General features: G+C 62.2%; 12 protein-coding genes. 3 read left to right on the top strand and 9 right to left on the bottom strand.

Annotated elements, in window-relative coordinates; all coding sequences use genetic code 11:
* Nucleotides 1-12 precede the first annotated feature (12 nt).
* From B552_RS27715 to B552_RS0118640, 4 genes are all read right to left on the bottom strand, one after another.
* Nucleotides 13-2,712, bottom strand: coding sequence for a hypothetical protein (locus B552_RS27715; RefSeq protein ID WP_019450572.1), 2,700 nt, complete (start codon nt 2,710-2,712; stop codon nt 13-15).
* Between the two features lie 7 nt (nt 2,713-2,719).
* Nucleotides 2,720-5,050, bottom strand: coding sequence for a type VI secretion system Vgr family protein (gene vgrG, locus B552_RS0118650; protein WP_035880060.1), 2,331 nt, complete (start codon nt 5,048-5,050; stop codon nt 2,720-2,722).
* Between the two features lie 181 nt (nt 5,051-5,231).
* Nucleotides 5,232-7,214: a bifunctional diguanylate cyclase/phosphodiesterase gene (locus tag B552_RS0118645; RefSeq protein WP_019450570.1), complete on the bottom strand. Its 1,983-nt coding sequence runs from the start codon at nt 7,212-7,214 to the stop codon at nt 5,232-5,234.
* Nucleotides 7,215-7,349: 135 nt separating this feature from the next.
* The gene (locus B552_RS0118640) at nt 7,350-9,170 is read right to left on the bottom strand and encodes a methyl-accepting chemotaxis protein (protein ID WP_019450569.1); all 1,821 of its coding nucleotides are present in this window, start codon (nt 9,168-9,170) and stop codon (nt 7,350-7,352) included.
* Between the two features lie 547 nt (nt 9,171-9,717).
* Between B552_RS0118640 and B552_RS0118635 the strand changes: the two genes are divergently transcribed.
* A complete protein-coding gene (locus tag B552_RS0118635) occupies nt 9,718-10,026 on the top strand; it encodes an H-NS histone family protein (RefSeq protein WP_019450568.1) in 309 nt (102 codons plus the stop codon).
* Nucleotides 10,027-10,140: 114 nt separating this feature from the next.
* Here B552_RS0118635 and galE read toward each other — a convergent pair whose 3' ends face one another.
* Both galE and B552_RS0118625 read right to left on the bottom strand, forming a co-directional pair.
* A complete protein-coding gene (galE, locus tag B552_RS0118630) occupies nt 10,141-11,160 on the bottom strand; it encodes a UDP-glucose 4-epimerase GalE (RefSeq protein ID WP_019450567.1) in 1,020 nt (339 codons plus the stop codon).
* 92 nt (nt 11,161-11,252) lie between these two features.
* Nucleotides 11,253-12,317, bottom strand: a complete 1,065-nt coding sequence (locus B552_RS0118625; RefSeq protein ID WP_051003588.1) for a tyrosine-type recombinase/integrase — start codon at nt 12,315-12,317, stop codon at nt 11,253-11,255.
* Between the two features lie 214 nt (nt 12,318-12,531).
* Between B552_RS0118625 and B552_RS0118620 the strand changes: the two genes are divergently transcribed.
* Nucleotides 12,532-13,521: a nitronate monooxygenase family protein gene (locus tag B552_RS0118620; RefSeq protein ID WP_019450565.1), complete on the top strand. Its 990-nt coding sequence runs from the start codon at nt 12,532-12,534 to the stop codon at nt 13,519-13,521.
* Between the two features lie 17 nt (nt 13,522-13,538).
* On the opposite strand, the gene B552_RS0118615 is transcribed toward B552_RS0118620, so the two are convergent.
* Nucleotides 13,539-14,102 (bottom strand): PadR family transcriptional regulator, encoded by a 564-nt coding sequence (locus B552_RS0118615; protein ID WP_026035803.1) that lies wholly within the window; start codon nt 14,100-14,102, stop codon nt 13,539-13,541.
* Between the two features lie 341 nt (nt 14,103-14,443).
* Between B552_RS0118615 and B552_RS0118610 the strand changes: the two genes are divergently transcribed.
* Nucleotides 14,444-14,659: a hypothetical protein gene (locus tag B552_RS0118610; RefSeq protein WP_019450563.1), complete on the top strand. Its 216-nt coding sequence runs from the start codon at nt 14,444-14,446 to the stop codon at nt 14,657-14,659.
* Nucleotides 14,660-14,848: 189 nt separating this feature from the next.
* On the opposite strand, the gene B552_RS0118605 is transcribed toward B552_RS0118610, so the two are convergent.
* Nucleotides 14,849-15,853 carry a tripartite tricarboxylate transporter substrate binding protein gene (locus B552_RS0118605; RefSeq protein ID WP_019450562.1) on the bottom strand — a complete coding sequence of 335 codons (1,005 nt, stop codon included), beginning with the start codon at nt 15,851-15,853 and terminating at the stop codon, nt 14,849-14,851.
* Nucleotides 15,854-15,959: 106 nt separating this feature from the next.
* On the bottom strand, nt 15,960-16,691 hold the full coding sequence (locus tag B552_RS0118600) for an SDR family oxidoreductase (protein ID WP_019450561.1): 732 nt from the start codon (nt 16,689-16,691) through the stop codon (nt 15,960-15,962).
* Nucleotides 16,692-16,900 lie beyond the last annotated feature (209 nt).

Here is a 16,900-nt window from a genome sequence, read left to right as displayed (position 1 = left end):
CGATATTCCCTACTAATTGAGTCTTGATTTCATGGCACGATAGCGACCCGGCGCAACAGGTTGACCATTAACAACTGCCATCCGGCGATTATTCCCGTAGTCCTCGATAATTGTCGCTTCGTAGCTTTGACGCCTTTCGCCCCACTCAGCCGGGTTGGCGGGGGCGGTCGGGTAACTATTGAAGAAACGCTTTAAGGCTGCTCCAATATCATTTCGGACGTAACCAGGGCGATTTATGTGGTGATCAAGCGCTGTGGCGCGTCCAAGATCAGATTGGAAATAGCTGCCGATGGTATAGTCATACCCTCGTGGGGTCTGCGGTAGAATATCGTTCCGCAACCTTGTTAAAAAATCCATTAACTGGAGCCGCTCATAACGCTTGTCCGTAATGGCGCTCACAATAACAGCGAGCGGAACGCTTCCGATTTTTTGACGATACGTTTCCGGAGAGCATCCCTGCCTAATAATCGACTTTAGCTCGCTTCCCGTAATTTTGTTACCATTTGTGATGACCGGGTGGGTATAAAACATCTTGGCTTGGCTCCCTCTCCCTTCGACACTCCATCCGCATTTTTCGAAGAGTTGTATATATGCTTCCTCATCGTTACTCCGAAAGGCCGCAACCTGGGTCGGCAGTTCTCCGCCGCCGGTTGGATTGATGGTTTTTTGCATCGCTCCGGCAGTCACAATTTCACTGTCATATGATTGAACCGAGTCTAAATTTCCTTCATTTGGCGACATGGCGACCAATATGCGGCGTTCGCTATCGGAGATTTCCTTTCTCAATGTGAGCTCTTCTAGGAGCTTTGATCGTTCCAACGGGCGATCCCCCCAGTACACCGGACCATATTGAGATCCCGCGCGGGTTACTGAGAATTTGCTTACAAAACAGCAACCACAAGCACATTCATCCCTGCTCATGAGGAAGTTCCCCACTAACGCCACCGGGTGCATATGAAACACATCCGACCCCGGCAAATCGCTCACCCCTGACTTCACGTCGTCCCACCAGACCAGCTCCTCGATACGCTTCTGTTCTTCGACATACTGCGGCTGCGGTTCCGTCCGCTTCTCTCCCTCCTGGATAAGCTGGATAAGCTGCCGCCACTTGCCCGGATTGGCCCATTCACTCTCGTGCTTGATGATCAGGCGAGATACGCGCATGGCGCGCCACGGGTCATCCGTGATCATGCGCAACTCGTCGGCGGCCTGGCTGCCATCTCCCCTCTGGTAGATGGCGCGATAGATCTTCGCCATCAACGGATTGAGCTTTTTCATGTCGGCGGGTGCCGGCACATCCTCGCCCAGCGAGTAATCGACGTAGGCCTTCGTCGTCCCAAACATCGTGTGCGTTGGATCGTGCGAGTCGTCCAGACACTCGAAGTCGATCCAGGATTGCGGATGCTCCAGCGTCACCCGGCCGCCTGCAAAGTTTTCCTGCCGCACCCAGCCTTCAATGTCATGGCCGTGCACATCCGCGCTCTGGACATGCCACCACGTGCGCTTCTTCCCATCACTACCCGCTACGGTTTCGTCACGTTTGTTCTCAGGGTTCTTTCCCAGCGTGGCAAGCGCGGCAATCTGGATGACATCTGTCAGCGGTAGATCTTCTCCCTCGTTGAAGGGCACCCTGTACAGCCTGGTGTTCCTGGCAACGCGCAGAATGGTGGGCTCGCTCGGCAGCCCCAATGGCTTCCATGCTTCTGGACGGAAGCCACGATTCTCCACCCAGTCCCGGCCCTGCTCGATGAAGGTCTTGATCCCATCGCCGCAGAACGCCTCGATGTGCACCATGCGGGTTTCGGCTCGCTGATTCAGCGAGTCATAGCGCCCGAGATGGCCGATCAGGTCGCCCGCCTTGATCGGCACCGGTTTGGCAAGCGTGACCACGCGGTCCAGCATGGCATCCGGCACGACGGCTTCTGCCACGGGATGGCCGTCTTCCTTGCCCAGGAACATCCACCCGCCGATTGCGGCGGTCGGTGCGTAGCCACCCACCGCTGGGGGAATCAGTTGCGCACCATGGGTGTCCGTGATCTGGCCCCAGTTCCCCTTGCGCTTGCTGATGCTGACCTGCGCCCCGTGCGGCAGGATGCACAGCGGGGTTCCACGCGGGTGTGTAGCGCGCACCCTGAGCCCCACCTGGCTTGACGGGGTGGCGCCGGTCCGGCCGCCAGTTGGCTTGTCGCGGGCGAACTGCGTGACCTTGAAATCTGGTGTCCAGTACGCGGGCCTGGGGAGCGTCTTGTCGCTGTCGTAGTCTGCGAGATCCTGCAGGTGCATGTACAGGCTGAAGAACGTCAGCTTGTTGTCCGTGGGGAATTCCATGGTATGGCGCACCAGGGCGAAGCCGGTGCTGTAGCGCGCCTCGCGGGCGGGCTGGTCGTCCTGTGCTGGCATCTGGCTTGCCAGATAGGTGCGATTGACGCGGAAGGCCACCACCTCGCCATCCGCGATGCAGCGTACGCCGTGCTTCAGATCCAGAACCGTCCCCGCGCCACCTTCCGAAATATGGATGCCGCCATGCCACAGACCCTTGGCACTGACGGAGTAGTTCCCTGACGCTTCCTTTTTCAGCAGCGCATGGAATTCATGCTCGTCAGAAATATCCTTGCCTGCCGCGTTCCCTTCGCCTTTTCTCCGGAACGGAAAGGCAAAGGGAAGCTGCCTGACACGCGTGTCGGGGGCCTTGTTCGGTGTGGAATTTGCCATGCTGTGCTTATTCTGAGAAACCGAAGTTCATGTCGCGCCTGATGTCCTTGACAGGCAAACTGGACCATTTGGGGAAGGCAAAGCTGCCACCGGCCGGGTCATCGATTTTGAGATTGCCCTTCGCGTCGATCTTGCCGCTCGGGCTGGCCAGTTCGATCGTTCCGTTGGCGATCTTCACGTAGGCTCCCGATCCGTCGCCGAGCGTGATGCCTTTGGACGCGGTAATCGTGACTTCGCCCGACGACGAGCTGATCACGACGTTCTTAAGCGCCATCAATTCCAGGTCATCGCCCTGGGCCTGAACTTGGACCTTGCCTTTCGCGGCGAAGATGCGGATGCCAAGCCTTGCGGCAAAGAGCGAGATGGCCTCGCCAGCCGCTGCGGTAATACGCTTGAAAACGCCAATGTCGAGGCCCTCGCCAGCCGTCACGAACATCTGCTTGCGCGCGGCCAGTTGCATGTCCTTGCCGCTGGCGATACCCACACCCTCCGGGGCATTGGCGAGAATCGCGGGCTTCTTCAGGCCCACCAGGCACTGCTCGACCAGCGCGCGTTGCCGATCAATTTCTGCGAGCCAGGCCTTCGCCGCATTTGCCGAGTCATTCAGCGAGCGCTGCATGTCCATTGCTTGCCGCAGTGTGGCTTCGGCCTCTTGCATGTCGAGTTGCTGACCGTCGGCGTTCGGCTGGTCGTCCGCCGAGATGAACATCCCCTTGCCGCCACGGAATGCGCCCCACCCGGACGTGCGCAATTCGAAGCCATCGCCGCGCTTCTTGCGCTTGCGGTCAACGAGATGGCCGAGGTTCAGTTGCGTCTTGCCGCCGTATTCCGTGGACAGCTTGACGCCTTCCTGACCCTCCCAGTCCTCGAAACGCAGCTTGTTGTTCGCTTGCGTGCGAATAACATTGCGCGAGAGCCAGCGATCCTGGCTGGTAACCAGATCCTCGTGCTGGCTGTGATGCAGGGCATGAGCGATATACGGCTTGTTCGGGTCCCCGTCCCGGAAGGCGATGGCCACCTCGGTTCCGTCGATCAGGGGGAAGTGGAAGCCGGTCTGTCTCGCCCCGGCGAACGGCTTCGCAAAGCGCAGCGGAACACTTTCGCCGCCCTTGGGCCACTCATCGAAGTCGAGATCGAAACGCACGACATAAAGGCCCTGCTGCGTCAGGTAGGCGTACTTGTAATTGCCCGGCGAAGTCACTCGCCCGCTCAAGGTTCCCGCAATGCGTGGCCATTTGCTTTCGTCGATTGGCAGACGGAAGCGCCGATCCATCGGGATGGCCTTGAAGGTGTTGCGATAGGCCTGGTCACGCGCGCCGATATGAATGACCTCGGTGATGACCAGGCCGTTTGGCGCATCGGGCAATGCGAGGTCCATGCGCAGGATGCGTGCTGGGTGCAGTTCCAGGACGTTGCTTTCGCCCTCGTAGATGAGTTGCCCTGCCAGCGCCGCCTCATGGCGCAGCTGCGCTTCCCACTTCGCGCTCTGAAAGTCCGGATGATCGGTGCCGTAGACGTAGGACTGGCCGTAGTTGCCCTTTTCCTGGCGCGCGACATTAGCCTCCGCGGCCTTGCGTTCATACGAATCTGCAGGGTTGTACTCGGCCGTCCGGAATGACTCCTGCACGGTTCGCGCATGGACCTGGAGGTCGAAAACCGTCTCGACGCCCGACTCCAGGCCGGCTGTCTCGCGGTACAGCACGACCCGCTGCGGCTGGTAGACGTAGTGATCGATGTCGTCGCCGAAGACGAGCAGATCGCCAAGGTGGTGCCCGAACTTGCCTGGCACGAAGTAGCAATACAGGCCCTCCTGCTCCATCAACAGGCGGATGTAGTCCCAATCCGACATTTGATACTGCAGCCGGAACTTGTGCTCGCGGTACTGGCGGCGGGTCTTGAAAGCGAACTGGTGGCCCTCCAGGCCGTGGCGACGCAGGATGGCTTCGATGATCTGCGGCGCTGTCTTGTTCTGGTAGACGCGGCTCGTTTTGGTCAGGGACAGCAATGCCACCTTCGGCCGCAACTCCATTTCATAGGAGCAGAAGTCGCTGGTGGTTTTGAGCTTCGAGAAACGGGTGATGCAGCCCGAGAAGCGGCGGGGTTGGGTGCCATCGCTGGCGTCGATGGCGAACGAGGCGTCCTTCTTCAGGTAATCGGATCGCGCAAGTTCCAGCGGATGCGTCAGCCGAATGGTGACCTTGTAGGGCTCACCCATGCGCTCCGCCGCCTCGAACGACACAACCGAGAGCCCGATGGCACTCGGTGTACTGGGCACGTCAAGGTAATACGTTTGCCGTCCCGTTACCGCTTTCCTGCCGCCATCGAATGCTTCCGCCATCTGGAATACCTTGGTAGTCACGTTGTCTGTCGTCGGGCGAATCGTCATGTGCCCGACGTGCGAGATCGTCAACTACCAAGTGGTGCGGAGGAAATAGCAGAAACCTGAAACTGATATCAGAATTTCATGGTTCTGATTGAAAAGAAATGAATAACGAAGCCGGGCATTCGGCTTTCGGCTATCAAACAGTCAGCGGTTGCCCGGCGTGCAGCATGTCGGCAAACCCGGACGCGTCGATCGGCACCGACATGAAGTAGCCCTGCACTTCATCGCAGCCCATTGCGTCGAGGATCTCCAGTTGCGATGCGGACTCGACCCCCTCGGCCACCACCTTCATGCGCAACTCGTGCGCCAGCGCCACCATCGAGCCGACGATCGCCCGGCCTTGCGCGTCGGCATCGAGCCCGCCGATCAGCGTGCGGTCGATCTTGAGCGTACCCACGCGCAGCCGCTTCAGATAGCCAAGGCTCGAGTAGCCGCTGCCGAAGTCGTCAAGTGCCACGTGGATGCCGAGCGATTGCAGTTCCGCAAGCGTCTCCAGCGATTTGCCGATGTCCTTCATCGCCGCGGTCTCGGTGATCTCGAGCGTGATGGCCGAGGGCGGGATGTCGTACTGATGGATATGTTCGAGCAGGTACTGCGGAAAGTTGCGGCTCGCGAAGCGCGTGCCCGACACATTGATGGCCACCGGCACCACCGGCAGCCCGGCATCCTGCCAGCGCCGCACCTGCCCGCAGACGCGCGAGATCACCCAGTCGTCGAGCTTGTCGATCTGCCCCGACTGCTCGGCCACCATGATGAACTCCGCGGTATTGACCGCCCCCAGCGTGGGATGGCGCCAGCGGCAGAGCGCTTCGGCCCCCACCACGCGGCGCGACTTCACGTCGAACTTGGGCTGGTACATCAGCGAAAGGCCGTCGTCCTGGATGGCCGGCCAGAGATCGCGCCGGATCACGCGGGTGCGGCGCGCACGCTCGCCAGCGGCGGAGTTGAACACGCGCACCTGATTGGAACCGCTTTCGCGCGCTTCGGACAGGCTGACACGCGCGGCCTGGATCAGCGCCTCGGAAGTCGCGGCGTCGCGCGGATAGATCGCGATGCCGATGTTCACGCCGATCTGCATCTGCAGGCCGCGCGCTTCGACAAACTCGGCCAGCGACCCCAGCACACGGGACCCCAGTTCGTGCGCGCGGCTGTGCTGCACGAGATTGGGCACGCCAACGGCGAATTCGTCGCGCGCCAGCCGCGCCAGGAAATCGTGCGGCTCCAGTGCGGCCTGGGCCAGCGCGCCCGCGTCCTGCGCCAGGATGTCATCGGCGCGGACTTCGAACACTTCATCTACCTCACGATAGTCCGCGATATGAATCAGCAGCACTGCACAGCCCGTCTCGGTCAGACGCGCATTCGCAATACTTTGGTCCAGCCAGCGGGCAAACGCCGAACGGTCGGGCAGGTCCGTGCTGACGCTGTATTCCCCAACGGGCTGCTGCCCGCTGCCGGCAGGGCGTACGGTCAGGCCCGGGACGCGGCCCGGCCCGCGGCGCACGATGCGCCCATCGCCCGTGCGGATCGCATGTGAGAACGTGCTGTCGTCGGCAGCATCGTCAGCGGGAGCCGTTTCCGGCTGCCCGGGCAGCCATCCGCGCGACTGGGCGCGATGCATGGCGAACAACGCGGTGCACAGGAGCGCCAGCCCGCCGGCCAGCCAGACGGCGCCCGACATGTCGGCGGCGTCGATACAGGTGCGGGCCGTCATGGTGGCAGCGCCGCACGCTCGCCCGAGTCGGGCGCCGGCGACGGCAACCAGACCGGCGCCTGCCAGCATCGCCACGGCAACGGCCATGCGCGAACTGCGCAAGTTCCGGCCCAGCCAATGCGCGGTCGACCCGAACAGTTGCAACGCAGCCATGCTGGCCGCCATCGTCGCGGCGAACGTGAGCGCCAGTTGCGCGCTGTCGTTGGCAGCGGTCAGCGTGCCGGAAGCAAGCACCACCCACAACGGCATGCCGAGTGTGGCATGCGACATCAGCGTGGTTGGCCATGTCAGTGACCAGACGGCCTTGCGCCCCGGCTCCCCTTCCGTTTTTTCCGCGCGCAGGCCCACCGCAGCGGCGACGCCGAGCAGGGCTGCGAGCAGCAAGAGGCTGGAACTCGTGGCAGTCATTGGGTTTTCGCGGTATGGAAATGCGGGGGCGCCGAAAACGCCATGATGCGGGTCGAACAAAAGCCCGCATCATGGCATCTTGTGGATGCCGCGTGAACCGTGAAGCGCTAGCTCCTTATCAATTGGCCGGAATTTTCAGAAGGCTGCCCAGTTGTCATCGCCGGCCGCTGCGGTGGCGGGCTGGCTCAGTGACGGACGCAAGAGCTGGCTGTCGCGCGGTTTGCGCACGACCGGCGGCCGCCGCGTAGCGGGGACTGCCGGTGCGCGCTCGGTGCGTTCCACCGCGCGGCGGGCTACGGCGGGGGCGGGCAAGGCCGTGGGCTTGTGTTCGGCCTTCGGTACCGTGGCAAGCGAAGGTTCCGGACGCGGCGCAACCATGCCGCCACGTGAGGCGGCACCATCGGACGCGAGCGTGAATACCGAAACCACGCCCTTGAGCCGCTGCGCCTGCTCCTCCAGCGCGCCGGCGGCTGCGGCAGCTTCTTCCACCAGGGCGGCGTTCTGCTGCGTAACCTGATCCATCTGGGCCACGGCCTGGTTCACCTGTTCGATGCCGCCGGTCTGCTCCTGCGATGCGGCACTGATCTCGTTCATGATGTCCGTCACGCGCCGTACGGACTGGACGATCTCGCCCATGGTCTGGCCCGCTTCGGCCACGAGCCGGGTGCCGCTCTCCACACGCTGGCCGGACTCGCTGATCAGCGCCTCGATCTCCTTGGCGGCGTTGGCACTGCGCTGCGCCAGGCTGCGCACCTCGCCGGCCACCACGGCAAACCCACGGCCCTGCTCGCCGGCACGCGCGGCTTCCACGGCGGCATTCAGCGCGAGGATGTTGGTCTGGAACGCGATGCCTTCGATCACGCCGATGATCTCGACAACCTTGCGCGACGCGCCATTGATCTCGTTCATCGTATCCACGACGCGGCCCACCACGTCACCGCCCTTCATGGCGATCTGCGAGGCTTCGCCGGCCAGCGCACCGGCCTGGCGCGCGTTGTCGGCGTTCTGGCGCACGACGGTGGTCAACTCTTCCATGCTCGCGGCGGTCTGCTCAAGCGATGCCGCCTGCTCCTCTGTGCGCTGCGAGAGGTCCGTGTTGCCCGCCGCGATCTGCTGCGTGGCGGACGCTATCGAATCGGTGCCGCCGCGCACTTCGGCGACGATGCCCGAGAGGCTATCCTGCATTTTGGCCAGCGCCTGCATCATGCGGCCGATCTCGTTCTTCGACATGCTAGAGATGCGCGACGTCAGATCGCCACGCGTCATGCGCTCGAACACATCCAGCGCTTCCTCCACAGGCCGCACGATGGCGCGGTGGAGCATGACTGTAGCCGCAATGGCAATCACGATGCCCAGCGCGATCAGCGCGATCGACATCATGCGGATCGTCTCGAAGCGCGACTGCGCGCCTTCGAAGTTGGCCTTGCCGGTATCGAGCTGGAATTTCTCGAGCTTGTCGCTGGCCGTGGCCATGGCGCGTTGCAGGTCTGGCATGACATCGCGCGCCAGACGCAGCGCCTCCTCGTGGTTGCCAGCCAGCATCGCCTGTTGCAGCGGCATGGCGCCCTTCTCGAAGAAGTCCTGTCGCCGGGCGCCCAGCGCCGTGGCCAACGCTTTCTCCTCGTCGTTCTGCGGCAGCGCCATGTAGTCCTTCCAGCCCTTGTTGGAAGACTCGACAAACACATTGGAGCGATCGACGTACTTCTTCAGGTCCTCATTCTCGGTGCCCCGCATCACGCCGCGGTCCAGCGCCAGTCGCAGGCGCGTGGAGCCGAGCATCGATTCGGAAAGCGCCTGGGACGACGCCATCTGATTGGAGTAGGTCTCCTTCAGCGCATCGTTGGATTGGGAGATACCAAACAGACCGGCCCCGCCCACCAGCAGCAGGATTGCAGCGAGCATCGCCATTGCGCCCCGTAGAAGGGTCTTGATCTGGATATTCTGGTGAAAGGACATGATGTGCTCATCATTTGGAGATAACCCGAAGCCACCCAACGCCCCGGTCCGGCAGGCCGACACCCCGTACGGTCTGCTCAGGAATCCATAACGGCCACCGCGCAAACATCCTTGAGGCAATCAGCGAATGCGCTTCCGGAATGACGATTGACGCACAACGATCTGCCCGGATTATTCGTGACATGCTCGGCACATACTTTCATTTAGCTTTCATTTGAAATGAGAAACTTCTTACATGCGCCGTTTGTTTCAGCGTCTGCTGAATACCACGTGTCGTCGTACACGTTCGCGGCAATATCGCAACCGCGGAAACCATATTTTTCCTGTTTGTCACGTTTATGCGGGTTGGCTGCAGCGGCATGACGCGGTTTGCGGCTGCCGGAATTGCGCGGATGACCGGTGCCGACTTGGAAAGTTCATGGATTATTTCGATGTGAGACTTTTCGCAAATTTTGTCCATTTCGGGCCAAGGGATTTGCAGCGGCGACTTCAGTCGTTATAATTCATTTCGTCGATACATGGACCAACAGTAAAACCGAGGACACAAATGGCGACATATCAGGAAATCGTTCAGAAAATCAGCGAACTGCAAAAGCAGGCGGAAGAGATCAAGGCGCGCGAGCAAGCCTCGGTGATCGCCGATATTCGCGAGAAAATCGAACAATATGGCCTGACAGCCGACGACCTCGGTTTTGGCGGAAAAGTGGTGGCGGGCAAGAAGGCCGTCAGCCGCAAGGTGCCGGTCCGTTACCGTGATAGCGCCGGCAATACCTGGACCGGCCGTGGCAAGCGTCCGGGCTGGCTGACGCAGGCGCTGGCCAGCGGCAAGTCGATGGAAGATTTCCTGATTCGCTGACCGATTCGACCAATCGATCCATCGGAAAAAAGAAACCGGGCACATCGCCCGGTTTTTTGTTGCCAGTTGCCTTTCGAAATAGAAGGCCGCCCTGAAATGGGGCAAAGCAGTTTCTCAGGCCGCGAAACCCATCGGATTCATGGACTGCCAGCGCCAGGAGTCAGCGCACATGCGGTCGAGGTCACGTTGCGCACGCCAGCCAAGCAACTCATTGGCCAGCGACGGATCGGCGTAACACGCGGCGATATCGCCCGGACGGCGCGCAACGATCTGGTAAGGCACCGGGCGCCCGCTCGCACGTTCGTATGCCTTCACTACCTCCAGAACACTGTATCCGCGGCCCGTTCCGAGATTCACCGTCAGTCCGCTCCGGTGCTTGCCAAGGTAGGCCAGCGCCGCCACATGGCCGTCGGCCAGGTCGCAGACGTGGATATAGTCACGCACCCCGGTGCCGTCCACGGTGGGGTAATCCCCGCCATAAATGCTGAGCGTCTTGCGCCTGCCGGCGGCCACCTGCGCCACATACGGCATCAGATTGTTCGGAATTCCACCCGGGTCTTCGCCAATCCACCCACTTTCGTGCGCGCCCACCGGATTGAAATATCTCAGGAAAGCAATTCGCCATTCCGGATCGGAGATTTCCAGATCACGAAGGATCTGCTCGCCCATTAGCTTGGTCTGCCCATAGGGATTGGTGGCCGACAACGGGAAATTCTCGAGGATCGGCACCGTATGCGGATTGCCATACACCGTGGCGGAGGAACTGAACACCAATTGCCGGACGCCGGCCGACTGCATCGCCGTGCACAGCGTGATCAGCCCGTCGAGATTGTTTCCGTAATATTCGAGCGGCTGGCTGACCGACTCCCCCACGGCTTTCAGGGCCGCGAAATGGATCACTCCCGCGATTGCGTGCTCGGCAAACAGCCGGTCCAGCAGCGCCCGGTCACGCACGTCACCCTCCACGAAATGCGGGGTCTTGCCGGTAATCCTTGCGAGCCGGTTCACAACCTCGGCATTGCTATTGACCAGATTATCGAGCCCGATCACGTTGTAGCCCGCTTCATGCAACGCCACCCAGGTATGGGACGCGATATACCCGGTTGCGCCAGTCAGCAGTAGGGTCTCAGCCATGAGAAATTTCCGAGTTCAGGATTTGCTTTGCGACGATCGGCCGTCGAACGGGCGGCCATCATAACCGTGCATCGCTAAGGCCGCGATATTCTTCAGACTCCCGTGCGCGGCACAGGTTTGGCCGTGGCCGGCAACCCCGCGCGTGCCTGCCACGCCTCATACGCGGCCCGCAACCGCCATCCCGACTCCAGATCACGCATGCCCAGCAGTTGCGCCACCGCCGCCGGCGGCGTCCCTGCATCGAAATGCATTGCGCCACAGGTGTTGCGCAAAGTCTGTGGGGATGCCCTCTCACTACGGCTCGCCAGAACCCCGGCTTCCTCAAGGAGAATCTCGACGCGGCGGTACACGGACGCCGCATGCATGGCCCTGCCGTTTGCCATGGCCGGAAACACGAGGCCACCAAGTGTCTCTGACGCCTCACGCATGCTCAGCCAGTAGCGCAACGGCGCATGGGCAAAGCCGAACAGCGGCACCGTGTGCGTGCGCCCGTTGTCCGTCCGGACCATGCGAATCGACATCGCACCGGCGTCCTTGCCGTCGATCGCTTCCACCTGCAGCGCCCGGGCCTCCGCCACTTTCAGCCCGCCGCCGAGCAGCACGGCCAGCAGCGCGATATCCCGGGCGCGCTTCCACCGGGTTGGCGAAATATCGGGCAGGTCCGAGGCACGCGGGTCTACGGGAATCGGCTCGGGTTCCGGTGCCAGGATGCGGGCGACCAGCAGGTCACGCTCGCCGGGTAGCAGGAAAGCCGTTGGATCATTCTCGCCTTCGGCCAGGCGCGCCTTGACTGCCTGGCTGGCGGGGTTGTGCAGATTCTGCTGAAGCAGCGACAGATGATGGAACACGCGCTCGATCAATCGCGCGTAGCGATAACGGTGACGCTTGTGCAGATTCTGGGCATCGAGGAATTCCGCGATCTGGGCCGCCGACCACCCCAGCGGTGTCAGTCCTCGCTCACCTGACCAGCGCAGTACCTTGCCCCACATGGCCCGGTACACCACGGCCGTACCGGGCCGGAACCCATGTCGGGCAAGCCAGCCATCGAATGCGCGCTCCGGATGCTCGTACCACGCAGCCAGGTCGGCATCGAACAGGTCACCAAGATCAGCGGCGCCGGCCGGGCCAGCTTTTCCTGTGCCGGCATCGGCACTTATGTGGGTGGTCACTAACGCTCTCCCGCTTGGCATGTAAGGCAATGCGCTCATTGTAGACAATGGGCCACTGGCGGACGCCAACACCCACGGCCAAGCAGTTGCACAGACGGCCAATCGCGTGATACCTTGCCAACCACTATGCAACCAGTTGCATAAATACGTTTCGAAACCAGTTTCGCAAATTCACCCGAAACCGCTGACCGGAGATCCTGTCATGGCCCTTCCTGCCCTGCTACAAAACCTGTCGCTGCCGGCTGTCTGCTCGCCGCTGTTCATCATTTCCAATCCTGACCTCGTGATCGCGCAGTGCAAGGCCGGCGTGGTTGGTTCGTTTCCGGCGCTGAACGCGCGTCCGGCGGAGAAGCTTGAGGAATGGCTGGACCGGATCACGACCGAACTGGGCGAACACGACGCAAAGCACCCTGACCGCCCCGCCGCGCCTTTCGCGGTCAACCAGATCGTTCACAAGTCCAACGACCGGCTCGAACATGACCTGGAACTGTGCGTGCGCTACAAGGTGCCCATCGTCATCACCTCGCTGGGCGCGCGGGTTGAGGTCAATGACGCCGTACATTCCTATGGCGGGATCGTGCTGCACGACATCATCAACAACACCTTTGCGCGCAAGGCGATCGACAAGGGCGCGGACGGCCTGATCGCCGTGGCGGCTGGCGCTGGCGGCCATGCCGGCACGCTGTCGCCGTTCCCGCTGCTGCATGAAATTCGCGAATGGTTCGATGGCCCGCTGCTGCTGTCGGGGGCAATTGCCAGCGGCAACGCCGTGCTGGCCGCGCAGGCCGCCGGCGCGGACCTGGCCTATATCGGCTCGGCGTTCATCGCCACGCACGAGGCCAATGCCCAGGAAGCCTACAAGCAGATGATCGTCGACAGTTCCGCCAACGACATCGTCTATTCCAACCTGTTCACGGGCGTGCACGGCAACTACCTGCGCGACAGCATCGTGCGCGCCGGGCTCGATCCGGATGCACTGCCGACCTCCGATGCGTCGAAAATGAACTTCGGCTCGGGCAGCGCGAAGGCGTGGAAGGACATCTGGGGTGCCGGGCAGGGTGTCGGCGCGATCAAGCGCGTGGTGCCGGCCGCCGAACTGGTACGCCGCTTTGTGGAAGAGTACGCGCTCGCACGCCGCCGTCTGGGCCTGGCCGAACCGGCCGCCGCGGCGCGCGCCGCCAATCTGGCGTAAATACCGCGATCAGTCGATCAGTCGCTGCTGCCGGCAGGCTCCGCCGCGAGCAAAGGCAGCAGCGACCGTCCCCATACCAGCCAGTCTTCCTGAAAACGGATGCCGCGCTGAAGCAGCGCGTACTGGATCTGCTGCCGGCGGTCCAGCCGGCCCGAGAAATCCTTGCGCTCGATACCGCGATAGGTTTCCAGCCGCGCCTCGTGCAACGCGATCAGGCGCGCCATTTCCTTGTCCAGCCCAAGCGGCCCGATTGCGGCGTCGGCACGCAGCTTGACCAGGATTTCCTCACGCTGATCCAGCCCGTGGCCAGGCGCCACCACCCACCGCACGAGTTCGTCATGCCCGGCGGCCAGCACGCGGTACACCTTCTTGCGGCCTTTCTTTTCCGCTCCCTCCACGTCCGACAGCGCCTCGTCAGCGGCAATCCAGCCCAGTTCGGCCATGCGGCCCAGTTCCCGGTAGATCTGCTGGTGGGTGGCGTGCCAGAAATAGCCGATCGACTTGTCGAACCGGCGCGCGAGGTCGTAGCCGGAGGACGGTTTTTCGATCAGGGAAATCAGGAGAGCGTGTTGGGTGGACATTCGGCCGATGGATGCGATGGACTCGCTGGCATGGAGGTTGCTGGTCACGCACACCGTTGCGGGCAGGTGGCGCTATGGTAGCGCGCAAGTCACGCCGAGTCATGCCGTTAACCACTAATGGGCAACAAAAGGAACAGCGCGCCGAAGCCGTCCATGTGGCAGCGAACGCAGAAAGATTCCGATTTGTGACAAATTAGTCAATTGTCCCGATACTGATGTAAAAAAATCGAAATGGCATTTTCCGACAACCTGCAATACATTCCAGACATTGCCATCCGCACGTGCACGCCTTTCCGCTACCGGCCCAACGTTCCGCGCCGTGCGTTTCCCTGGAGTTGTCTATGAACGCAAGACCGGATCCGGCCGCAGACGCCACTGCGGGCGAGGTGGCAACGCCTGCCGCCATCGCCCGCGCGCGCGCTGGAGCGGCCCCGATCTACTATCGGCTGCCCGATACCCCGGAAGGCCACCACATCAAGGAATACGCCAGCGGCCTGCGGCAGCTGGTACGGTTTGTCGGCGTTGAAGAGCAGGTGGTGAAGTACAGCCTCGCCTGACGTTTCCGCCTGGCAGCAAGCTGTCTCCTCCAGTCCCCCAAGGATCTGGGATTTGGCCCGCGACACAATCGCGGGCTTTTCTTTGTCTCGCCGGCAGCTTCGAGTGGCCAAGACAAAACCGGACAAAAGAAAACCGGCCAGCGGACACAAGCCCGCTGGCCGGTTTTTTACGGCTGCCAGTCCGGACGATCAGTCCACCGTGGCGCCCGAAGCCTTCACCACCTTGGCCCACTTGGCGGCCTCGGTCTTCATGAAGGCAGACAGTTCGGCCGGCTTTTCCGGATGCGGTTCGGCACCCTGTTCGGCCATCTGCTTCTTCACTTCCGGCATGGCCAGTATCTTCACCACCTCGGCGTTCAGGCGATCGACGACCGGCTGCGGCGTTCCTGCCGTGGCGTACAGCGCGAACCACGACGTTGCCTCATAGCCCGGCACGCCCGATTCGGCCACGGTCGGCACGTTCGGCAGCGCCGGCGAGCGCTTGCCCGAGGTCACCGCGATCGCGCGCAGCTTGCCGGCCTTCACGTGCGGATAGGACGAGGGCATGTTGTCGAACATCAGGCCGATCTGGTTGCCCAGCAGGTCGTTCACGGCCGGGGCGCTGCCCTTGTACGGGATGTGCTGGATATGCAGGCCCGTCATCGAGTTGAACAGTTCACCAGACAGGTGCATCGACGAACCGCTGCCCGACGAACCGTACGACAGCTTGTCCGGGTTCGCCTTCACGTAGGCGATCAGTTCCTTGATGTTGTTGACCGGCACCTTCGGGTTCACCACGACGATGTTCGGGACCATGGCCACGCGCGTGATCGGCGCGAAGTCCTTGACCGGGTCGTACGGCAGCTTCGTGTACAGCGACTGGTTGATCGCATGCGTGCCGATGGTGCCCATGAACAGCGTGTAGCCGTCGCCCGGAGCCTTTGCGGCCAGCGAAGCGCCAATGTTGCCGCCCGCGCCCGGACGGTTGTCGACCACTACCGACTGGCCAAGGGCCTTGCCCAGTTGCAGGCTGACGATGCGGGCCAGGATGTCGGTGGTGCCACCGGCCGAGAACGGAACGATCATCGTGATCGGCTTGGTCGGGTAGTTGCCCTGCGCCTGCGCGCCGGTCATGGCCGCGAAGCCTGCGGCCAGTGCCACGCCGGCGGCCAGCAAGTGTCTGCGCACCTTCGACGGTTGCTTGGTGATGCTCATCTTGTACTCCAGGAATAGATGCACGTCCGCGTTCAGTCGGTATGAACACCGCGGACGCAATGCTTTGAATCGCAGTTCCGTCCCGTGCCTGTGGGACGGGCATTTTTTATACGGGTGCCACACCCAGCGTGGTTCCGCCGCAGACGTACAGGACCTGTCCCGTCACGAAACCATTCTCGGGCGCAAGGAAGAACAGCGAGGCACGCGCCACGTCTTCCGGCGTTCCCATTCGTTTCACGGCGATGCTTGCCAGAATGCGCCGTGTCTGTTCGCTGCCCTCCGGATTGCTCCGGCGGAACAGCTCGGTGGCGATGGGACCCGGTGCCACGGCGTTGACGGTAATGCCGTCGCCGCCCAGCTCCATCGCCAGCGTTCGGGTCATGCCAACCAGCCCGGCCTTGACCGCGGAATACACCACGCGCTCGGGCTTGCCCAGCGCCGCGCGCGAGGCCATGTTGACGATGCGGCCAAAACCGGCCGCGCGCATCGCGGGCAGGCAGGCTTGCGTCAGCAGCATCGTGGCCTGCAACGTCAGGCCCACGACGTAATCGAGGTCCTCCACCGTGGCCGTATCCGCCGTGCCGGGACGCGTGGCGCCGGCATTATTGACAAGCCGCGTCACGGCGAACTGCGAAGCCACCTTTGCCGCCACCACGCGCGTGGCATCGGCATTGGTCAGGTCAGCCTGGAAGAAGGCCATGTTCGGGTGCGACCAGGCCGGCTCTGCGTAGTCGACATTGATCACACGGGTCACGCCATCGGCGAGCAGCATTTCTGCAATGGCACGGCCGATTCCGGAACTGGCGCCGGTCACCAGCGTGGCAACGGGAAGGGACATCTGGGTACTCCGCACCGGCAGCCTGCGCCGGTTCAGTCAGAAAAAAATGCGGCAAGGCCGGCGAGCCCGTCGGCCCGGCCGCATTGCTCTACCACGTTGGGGAAGAGACGCTACTGAAGCTTCCCACGCGTTTTAACGGCGGGAGGGAAGGGAAATTAAGTGGATGCTGAACAACTGAGTGCTTGTCTTGCTCCCCTCTCCCACAACGT

It is taken from the genome of Cupriavidus sp. BIS7 (genome assembly GCF_000292345.1).
Taxonomy (GTDB): domain Bacteria; phylum Pseudomonadota; class Gammaproteobacteria; order Burkholderiales; family Burkholderiaceae; genus Cupriavidus.
This window is presented reverse-complemented; position numbering and strand designations above follow the sequence as displayed.